This window comes from Chromobacterium sphagni (assembly GCF_001855555.1).
Classification (GTDB): domain Bacteria; phylum Pseudomonadota; class Gammaproteobacteria; order Burkholderiales; family Chromobacteriaceae; genus Chromobacterium; species Chromobacterium sphagni.
Genome location: NZ_MKCT01000060.1, coordinates 1 through 8,478 on the forward strand (window position 1 = coordinate 1; position 8,478 = coordinate 8,478).

Annotated in this window: 6 protein-coding genes and 1 pseudogene; 5 read left to right on the plus strand and 2 right to left on the minus strand. The window is 64.5% G+C overall.

Annotated features, from left to right (window positions below):
• Positions 1–1,035, plus strand: a pseudogene (locus tag BI344_RS18045) (anthranilate synthase component I family protein); the annotation flags it as partial.
• A gap of 75 nt (positions 1,036–1,110) precedes the next feature.
• Here BI344_RS18045 and BI344_RS18050 read toward each other — a convergent pair.
• Together BI344_RS18050 and BI344_RS18055 are read right to left on the minus strand one after the other, a co-directional pair.
• Positions 1,111–1,713, minus strand: coding sequence for a class I SAM-dependent methyltransferase (locus BI344_RS18050; RefSeq protein ID WP_083370291.1), 603 nt, complete (start codon positions 1,711–1,713; stop codon positions 1,111–1,113).
• Between the two features lie 163 nt (positions 1,714–1,876).
• Positions 1,877–2,866, minus strand: coding sequence for an amidohydrolase family protein (locus BI344_RS18055; RefSeq protein ID WP_071114224.1), 990 nt, complete (start codon positions 2,864–2,866; stop codon positions 1,877–1,879).
• Positions 2,867–3,396: 530 nt separating this feature from the next.
• Here BI344_RS18055 and BI344_RS18060 point away from each other — a divergent pair.
• The 4 genes from BI344_RS18060 (at position 3,397) to BI344_RS24455 (ending at position 8,306) form a co-directional block, all read left to right on the plus strand.
• The gene (locus BI344_RS18060; RefSeq protein ID WP_071114225.1) at positions 3,397–6,252 is read left to right on the plus strand and encodes a ribonucleoside-diphosphate reductase subunit alpha; all 2,856 of its coding nucleotides are present in this window, start codon (positions 3,397–3,399) and stop codon (positions 6,250–6,252) included.
• Positions 6,253–6,591: 339 nt separating this feature from the next.
• Positions 6,592–7,386, plus strand: a complete 795-nt coding sequence (locus BI344_RS18065; RefSeq protein ID WP_071114226.1) for a thioesterase II family protein — start codon at positions 6,592–6,594, stop codon at positions 7,384–7,386.
• On the plus strand, positions 7,383–8,093 hold the full coding sequence (locus BI344_RS18070) for a 4'-phosphopantetheinyl transferase family protein (RefSeq protein WP_071114227.1): 711 nt from the start codon (positions 7,383–7,385) through the stop codon (positions 8,091–8,093). The genes BI344_RS18065 and BI344_RS18070 overlap by 4 nt, the downstream gene beginning before the upstream one ends.
• A 36-nt stretch (positions 8,094–8,129) precedes the next feature.
• Positions 8,130–8,306 carry a hypothetical protein gene (locus BI344_RS24455; protein WP_206600430.1) on the plus strand — a complete coding sequence of 59 codons (177 nt, stop codon included), beginning with the start codon at positions 8,130–8,132 and terminating at the stop codon, positions 8,304–8,306.
• Positions 8,307–8,478: the final 172 nt, after the last annotated feature.

Sequence of the window (8,478 nt, forward strand, 5' to 3'; positions counted from 1 at the left end):
CACCCCCGACATGCTGCTGATGCTGTCGAGGAAATCGCCGTGGTGGACAACCTCTCCGGCAAACTCTACCTGGTGGTGTACGCCGACCCGGCCGTGCCCAACGCGCTGCACAAAGCCGAAGCGCGGCTGGCCCAGCTGCGCGCCAAGCTGCGCGAGCCGCTGACCATTCCGCTGTCGCTGCCCACCGGCCAAACCGGCGCGGCGGTGTCGGAGTACGGCGAGCAGGCCTTCAAGGACGCGGTGGCCGCCAGCCAGCGCTACATTCACGAAGGCGACATCATGCAGGTGGTGCTGGCGCAGCGCATGCAACAGCCCTACCAGGGCTCCCCCATCGCGCTGTACCGCGCGCTGCGCAACCTCAACCCGTCGCCGTATATGTTCTTCTACCACTTTGACGACTTCCACGTGGTGGGCGCCTCGCCGGAAATCCTGGTGCGCCGCGAAGGCGAAACCGTGACCGTGCGCCCCATCGCCGGCACCCGCCCGCGCGGCCATACCCGCGAACAGGACGAGGCGCTGGCGGAGGAGCTGCTGGCCGACCCCAAGGAAATTGCCGAGCACGTGATGCTGATGGATCTGGGCCGCAACGACGTCGGCCGCGTCGCCAGGATAGGCTCGGTGGAAATCACCGACAATATGGCGATAGAGCGCTACTCCCACGTGATGCACATCGTCTCCAGCGTGGAAGGCAAGGTGGACGGCAAGATCAGCAACATCGAGGTGATCAAGGCCACCTTCCCGGCAGGCACCCTGTCGGGCGCGCCCAAAGTGCGGGCGATGCAGATCATCGACGAATTCGAACCCACCAAGCGCGGCGTCTACGGCGGCGCGGTCGGCTATCTGGGCTTCAACGGCGACATGGACCTGGCCATCGCCATCCGCACCGCGGTACTGAAGAACGGCATGCTGTACGTGCAATCCGGCGCCGGCGTGGTGGCGGATTCGGTGCCGCAGTCGGAATGGCAGGAAACGCAGAACAAGGCGCGCGCGGTGCTGCGCGCCGCGCAGATGGTGGCGGACGGGCTGGACGCCTGAGCATCCCCCTCCGCGCTCAAAACCGCCGGGCCCTCGCCGGCGGTTTGTCTTTCATGCCCTGATAGGCCGCGCCCGCTAGGCCGGGTTCGGCTTGGTCCCGCCATAGATGGCCATGGTGCCGAACAGGGTGGGGATCTGCCGTATCAGCCGCACGTCGGCGAAACCCGCCTCGCGCATCAACTCCGGCAACACCCCCTCGACATTACCCTGGGTGGTGGCGAAGCCGTCCAGCAGTTGGATGCTGTAGAACAACACCCGCATCAGCCGGTTTTGCGGCGCGCCCCAATCGGCGATATACAACTCGCCTTGCGGTTTCATCACCCGCCGTATCTCGTTCAGGGTGCGGCGCTTGTCCTCCGTGCCCAGGTGATGGAAAAACAGGCTGGACAACACCCGGTCGAAAGCATTGTCCAGATAGGGCATCGCAAACGACATGCCCTGGCGGAACGTCAGCTTGGCCCCGGCGCGCTCGGCCTTGCCCGCCGCGCGGCGCAGGATGTTGTCGTCGCCGTCCAGTCCCTGCACCACCAGCCCCGGCGTTTGCAGGCTGGCGGCGATGGCCAGCGTGCCGGTGCCGCAGCCCACATCCAGCACCCGTTGTCCCGGCCGCAACTGCGCCGCAGCCAGCAACGCCCCCTTGAAATGCTTTTCCCTGGCGGTAAACGCACCAGCGGTCATAAAGCGCGGTCAATGCCGAAAAAACGCATCGCATAGATATATTGCTGCCTGGGTGACGCCATGGTGTTCTCCTGTGTTGGCCGGCAACGCACGAACGCCGCCGTATCTTCATGCCGCAACGCCCTACCGCCTCAACGCCATGCGGGCGTCTGATCCCCGCCCCTCAAACCCGGTCCTCCAGCCGGAACAGCCGAAGCGCGTTGCCGCGCCCTATCCTCTCCCTGTCGTTGTCGCCGATCTCGGCCCGATCAAACCAGTCGCATGCTTCCACCATATCTTCAAACGGATAGTCGGTGGCAAACAAAACCCGCTCCGCGCCGATTTCATCCATCGCCTGGCGCATGGCTATGGTGTGGAAATTGCCGCTGGTGCTGACATGAAAATGCTTGCGGAAGTAATCGATAAAGGGCTTCTCCGCTCTCACGCCCTGCGGGTTTCGGCCTGAAGCCGACGCCCAGTGGCTGCTGCGCCAGATGTGGCCGGGCAGCATCTCTCCCAGATGCCCCAAAATGATGTTGAGCCGGGGATGGCGGTCGAACAGCCCGCTGCCCATCAGCCGCAGGGCATGCAGTCCGGTCTCCATCGCAAAGGCCCAGGCGGGGCCCAGCAGCCAGGGTTGGTCGCGGTAGGCCAGTTGCTGGCTGGGCAGCGGATTGCGCGGATGCAGGTAGAATGGCACGTCCAGGCTCTCCAGTTCGGCCCAGAACGGCCGGTGCTCCGGCTGATCGTAGTAGCTGGCGCGCTCGCCGGCGCTGGTCTGCGAGAAACCATTCGCCAATGCGCCGACGCAACCCAGCTCGGTCACCGCCCGCCTCAACTCCCGGCTGGCGGCGTCCGCATCCTGCAGCGGCAGCGCGGCGAAGGCGGCGAAACGCTTGGGCCTGCGCGCCACCTGTTCCGCCAGGAAATCATTGGCGCGCCGGGCGGCGTCCACCGCCCGCGCCGCATCGTCTATCGCCTGGATGGCGGGGGAGTTGAGCGACAGGATGGCCAGCTCAATCCCGCAACGGTCCATCTCCTCCAGCCTCCGATCCTGGATATCCAGCAACAGCCGGCGGCGCGCCGGCCAGGAGTCGGCCGTGAAATACTGTTGCGAATCCTGGATCGTGTCCGCCATGGCGAAATGCTCCTCCAGCGCGATTTTGCCTTCCATTCCAGCCTCCCTGTTCGCTTCGGCCGCCTGCCGCTGCCAGTTCAGCCGACGGTTCGCGCGGCTCGACTCCGCTTACCCTAGCCGACCCGCCCTCGCCGTCAAACCGTCAAAACTGCCATCTTTGCCGCCACAACTACCGCCATCGCGCTTTTCAGGCCTGACTAGTAGCAACCGCGCAACAGTGCGCAACCACAAGATCTGGCGGCAGGCCGCCGTGTGGCACCTGCTGCCGGCAAATGCGCGGCTTGCCGCAACTTTCTAACAAGCGCATTCAGGCCGGTTCCGGGCGGCAAAAAATTTCTTCCCGCGCAAAGCCAATAACGGCGCGGCTTTCGCTGGTTTCAAACAAAGTCAAGACTTGAACTGTGTCACCCTCACCACTAGAATTTGGGCATACCTAGTGGTGCCGACGGTACATCTTGTGTTTACCCACAGCCCGCACACAGCTTTTCAACAGAATTGTCCACAAGCCGACCTGCCCCCAAGAACACAGCGCGGCCGGACATAAACTTCTCCTTATCGAGGGATACATGCAATTGACCACCTTTGAAGGACAAACTGCCGCGGAACTCGGCCGCGCAGCCGCGCCGCAGGCCGATTTCAGCCTGTACAAGACCATCCGCCGCAACGGCGCGGTGGTGGCGTTTGAGCCTGTCAAAATCTCCATCGCCATGACCAAGGCCTTCCTGGCCGTGGTTGGCCAGCAGGGCGCCACCTCCGCCAGCATTCGCGAAAAAGTGGCCCAGCTGACCGAACAGGTGGTCAATGCGCTGATGCGCCGCAAGCCGGAAGGCGGCGCGATCCATATCGAAGACATCCAGGACCAGGTGGAACTGTCGCTGATGCGCTTTGGCGAGCACGACGTGGCCCGCGCCTACGTGCTGTACCGCGAACAGCGTTCGCAAGAGCGCGCCGCCCGCGGCGAAGCGCTGACCCAGGTGCAGATCAACGTGCTGCGCCGCGATGGCCGCAAGCTGCCGCTGGATGTGGCCCGCCTGCGCGCCAACATCGAATCCGCCAGCAAGAACCTGGCCGGCATCGACGTGGACGCCATCCTGAGCGAAACCCTGAAGAACATCTACGACGGCGTGCCGGAAGAGGAAGTCGGCAAGTCCGCCATCCTGGCCGCCCGCTCGATGATCGAGCAAGATCCGGCCTACGATTACGTCACCGCCCGCCTGCTGATGGGCAATATCCGCCTGGAAATCCTGGGCGAAGCCGTCGGCCAGGACGAAATGGCGGCGCAATACCCGGTCTATTTCGCCAACTTCATCAAGAAGGGCATCGCCGCCGAGCTGCTGGACGAAAAGCTGGTCGAATACGACCTGAAAAAGCTGGGCGCCGCGCTGGACGCCGAACGCGACCTGAAGTTCGGCTACCTGGGCCTGCAAACCCTGTTCGACCGCTACTTCCTGCACATCGACGGCACCCGCATCGAAATGCCGCAGGCCTTCTACATGCGCGTCGCCATGGGCCTGGCGCTGAACGAAGTGAACCGCGAAGAGCGCGCCATCGAGTTCTACAACGTGCTGTCCAGCTTCGACTTCATGTCGTCCACCCCGACGCTGTTCAACTCCGGCACCCGCCGCAGCCAGCTGTCCAGCTGCTACCTGACCACCATCGCCGATGACCTGGACGGCATCTACGAAGGCATCAAGGACAATGCGCTGCTGTCCAAGTTCGCCGGCGGCCTGGGCAACGACTGGACCCCGGTGCGCGCGATGGGTAGCCACATCAAGGGCACCAACGGCAAATCGCAAGGCGTGGTGCCGTTCCTGAAAGTAGTCAACGACACCGCCGTGGCGGTGAACCAGGGCGGCAAGCGCAAGGGCGCGGTCTGCGCCTACCTGGAAACCTGGCACGCCGACATCGAGGAATTCCTCGAGTTGCGCAAGAACACCGGCGATGACCGCCGCCGCACCCACGACATGAACACCGCCAACTGGATTCCGGACCTGTTCATGAAACGCGTGATGGATGGCGGCGAGTGGAGCCTGTTCTCCCCGTCCGAAACGCCCGACCTGCACGACCTGTACGGCCGCGACTTCGAAAAGGCCTACACCGCCTACGAAGCCCGCGGCGAACGCGGCGAGCTGAAGGTATACAAACGCATCCCGGCGCTGTCGCTGTGGCGCAAGATGTTGACCATGCTGTTTGAAACCGGCCATCCGTGGATGACATTCAAGGACCCGTGCAACATCCGCAGCCCGCAGCAGCACATGGGCGTGGTCCACAGCTCCAACCTGTGCACCGAGATCACCCTCAACACCAACGACGACGAGATCGCGGTGTGCAACCTGGGTTCGGTCAACCTGGCGGCCCACCTCAACGCCGACGGCAGCCTGAACGGCGAGAAGCTGCAACGCACCATCCGCATCGCCCTGCGCATGCTGGACAACGTGATCGACATCAACTTCTACCCGGTGAAGAAGGCGCGCAACTCCAACCTGAAGCACCGCCCGGTAGGCATGGGCATCATGGGCTTCCAGGACTGCCTGCACCTCAAGCGCGTGCCGTACGGCTCCAACGCCGCGGTGGAATTCGCCGACGAATCGATGGAAATGGTGGCCTATTACGCTTACCTGGCCTCCACCGAGCTGGCGGAAGAGCGCGGCCGCTACCCGTCGTACAGCGGTAGCCTGTGGGACCGCGGCGTGCTGCCGCACGACAGCATCAACCTCTTGGCGGCCGAACGCGGCGGCTATCTGGAAGTGGACCGCACCGAACGCATGGACTGGAACCTGCTGCGCGACCGCATCAAGCAGTTCGGCATGCGCAACAGCAACTGCCTGGCCATCGCTCCGACCGCCACCATCGCCAACATCATCGGCGTATCGGCGTCCATCGAGCCGACCTACCAGAACCTGTTCGTCAAATCCAACCTGTCCGGCGAATTCACCGTCACCAACGAATACCTGGTGCGCGACCTGAAGGCCGCCGGCCTGTGGGACGAAGTGATGGTTGCCGACCTGAAGTACTTCGACGGCAGCCTGGGCCAGATCGACCGCGTGCCGGCCGAACTGAAAGCCATCTACGCCACCGCCTTCGAGCTGGACCCGCGCTGGCTGGTGGAAGCGGCCTCCCGCCGCCAGAAGTGGATAGACCAGGCGCAATCGCTGAACCTGTACATGGCCGGCGCTTCGGGCAAGAAACTGGACGAGCTGTACAAGCACGCCTGGGTAAAGGGCCTGAAGACCACTTACTATCTGCGCACCCTGGCCGCCACTAGCGCCGAGAAGTCCACCGGCCGCGGCGGCGAGCTGAACGCGGTGTCCAGCAGCGGCGCCAGCACCCAGCCGGCGCCGGCCGCCGAGGTGGACAACACCCCGGCCACCGACGCCAAGTTCTGCAGCATCGACAATCCGGATTGCGAATCCTGCCAATAAGGCAGCGCCTCAGGCGTTTTGCCCAAATAAACGGCCACCTGTGCAGGTGGCCGTTTTTATTTCTTCTCCACCGAACACGCGGCAAGACAAATACCCGCCCCCACTCGCGCGCGCAACCCCATCGACCGCCCGCGGTTGATTCTCACCCGGCAGGAAAACGGCTAGCGCTGAAACTGTCGCCGCCCCAGATCTGGAATTGCACGGCCATAGAGACATCGGCGACGCAATTATGCAAAATGCCATAAATAAATAAAATTAACATGCAAAAAATACAAACCATGTAAGTCACGCCCAGGCGAGAATTGCAACAAGACTCAGACCGAACCAGGAATCCGCACCATGATCTCGACCCATCAGACCGCGCCACCGCTCGCGCCGGGCCTGCCCGACACCGGCAACTGGCTGACGTTCCGCAAGCCGCGCCCCAGGGCCGAACTGCGGCTGCTCTGTTTCCACCACGCCGGCGGCGCAGCCCTGGCCTACCGCAGCTGGACTGAACGCATGCCAGACTTCATCGACGTCTGCCCGGTGCAACTGCCGGGACGCGGCGCCCGTTACGGCGAAGACCCATACACCCGGGTGGAACGCTTGGTTCCGTCGCTGCTGCTGGCGATCCGTCCGCTGCTGGACCGTCCGGTGGCGCTGTTCGGCCACAGCATGGGCGCCGCGCTGGCTTTCGCCACCGCCCAGGCGCTGGAACGCAGCCAGGCCCAGGTGCTGCACCTGTTCGCCTCCGGCCGCCGCCCGCCGCTGCCGGAATACCGCACCGAGCTACACCGGATGGGCGACGCCGAACTCACCGCTTACCTGCGCCAACTGGGCGGCACGCCGGAAATCGTGTTCCAGGAGGAAGAGCTGAAGCACGCGGTTTTTTCGCTGCTGCGCGCCGACCTGGAGATGAATGACCATTTCCAGGCCTCCACCCCGCTGCTGAACGTGCCCATCACCGCGCTGGGCGGCGACAGCGACGAGCATGTGCCGGTCGAGGCGCTGGAGAGCTGGCGGCGGCTCACCCGCTCCGGCTTCAACCGCCAGTTGTTCAGCGGCGGCCATTTCTTCGTCCGCGACATGGAAACCACAGTGATCCAGCATGTGACCTCCACGCTGTCCTCCAGCGTGGCCGGCCCGCTATGAGCGCATTGCGGCAAGCGCTGGCGGCGCCCGGCGCGGGAATAGACGTGATCGCCATCCCGCTGGACGGTCCGCCCTGCGCGGACGCGCTGTCGCCAAAGGAGCGCGAACGCGCCGGACGCTTTGTCCGCCCGCAGGACGGCATCCGCTACGCCGCCGCCCACAACGCGCTGCGCCATCTGCTGGCGGCGGCGCTGTCGCTTGAACCCGGCTCGCTGGAGTTCGATGCCCACAGCGGCGGCAAACCTTGGCTGCCCGCCTATCCCGGACTGGCTTTCAATCTAAGCCATTCCGGCGACATCGGCCTGGTGGCCATCGGCCGCGGATTGCGGCTGGGCGTGGACGTGGAGCAGCGCCAACGCAATGGCCGCGAACTGGATTGGCGCGGCATCGCCGAATCGTACTTCACCGCGCGCGAACTGCAGGCGATAGGCGACGACGACGACGCCACGCTGCGCTTTCTGCGGATGTGGACCGCCAAAGAAGCCGTGCTCAAGGCGATAGGCAGCGGCTTGTCCGGGCTGGCCGAGGTGGAAACCGCGCTGAACGATGAAAACCAAGCGTGGCTGCTGTCGGCGCACCGGGCCGAATGGCGGTTGCAAACGCTGGAACTGGCCGGCGGCCACGCCGCCGCGCTGGCCTACGATGGCCCGCACAGGCCGCTGCGCCAATGGCTGTGGCAGGACTTTGCCCAACCTTTCCCCACCTGAGAAGGACACCACTCATGCGCCAGCGGCCGGCTGGCCGTGGGCTATGGCGCCAAGGCCGGCGAGATGGAGCCCGAACTGTCCGCCTTCATCTCCAAACTGGGCAGCGGCCCGCTGATCCTGTGCTGCGGCGAGGAGTCCAAGGCTCTGTTGCTGCAGCCTGTCAACCCCACCCCATCGCCTCTCGGCAGGCGATGGCCGGAGACATCCGTATGACGTACCCAAGCCCCCAGGCTCAGCCTTGCGCTGGCGGCGCTGTTGATCATCGCAAGCCTTGCCGCCTGCTCCACTCCGAATCCCAACGAGTGGGTCACCGGCGACGGCGGCAGTCGGTTGCTCAAGCTTGGCTCCAAGCAGGTGACGGTGGACCTCACCCCGGCCGAACAGC

Bases quoted from the DNA above. Each gene is read 5' to 3' on its own strand.
- BI344_RS18050 (WP_083370291.1), bottom strand. From the start codon at position 1,713: ATGACCGCTGGTGCGTTTACCGCCAGGGAAAAGCATTTCAAGGGGGCG.
- BI344_RS18055 (WP_071114224.1), bottom strand. From the start codon at position 2,866: ATGGAAGGCAAAATCGCGCTGGAGGAGCATTTCGCCATGGCGGACACG.
- BI344_RS18060 (WP_071114225.1), top strand. From the start codon at position 3,397: ATGCAATTGACCACCTTTGAAGGACAAACTGCCGCGGAACTCGGCCGC.
- BI344_RS18065 (WP_071114226.1), top strand. From the start codon at position 6,592: ATGATCTCGACCCATCAGACCGCGCCACCGCTCGCGCCGGGCCTGCCC.
- BI344_RS18070 (WP_071114227.1), top strand. From the start codon at position 7,383: ATGAGCGCATTGCGGCAAGCGCTGGCGGCGCCCGGCGCGGGAATAGAC.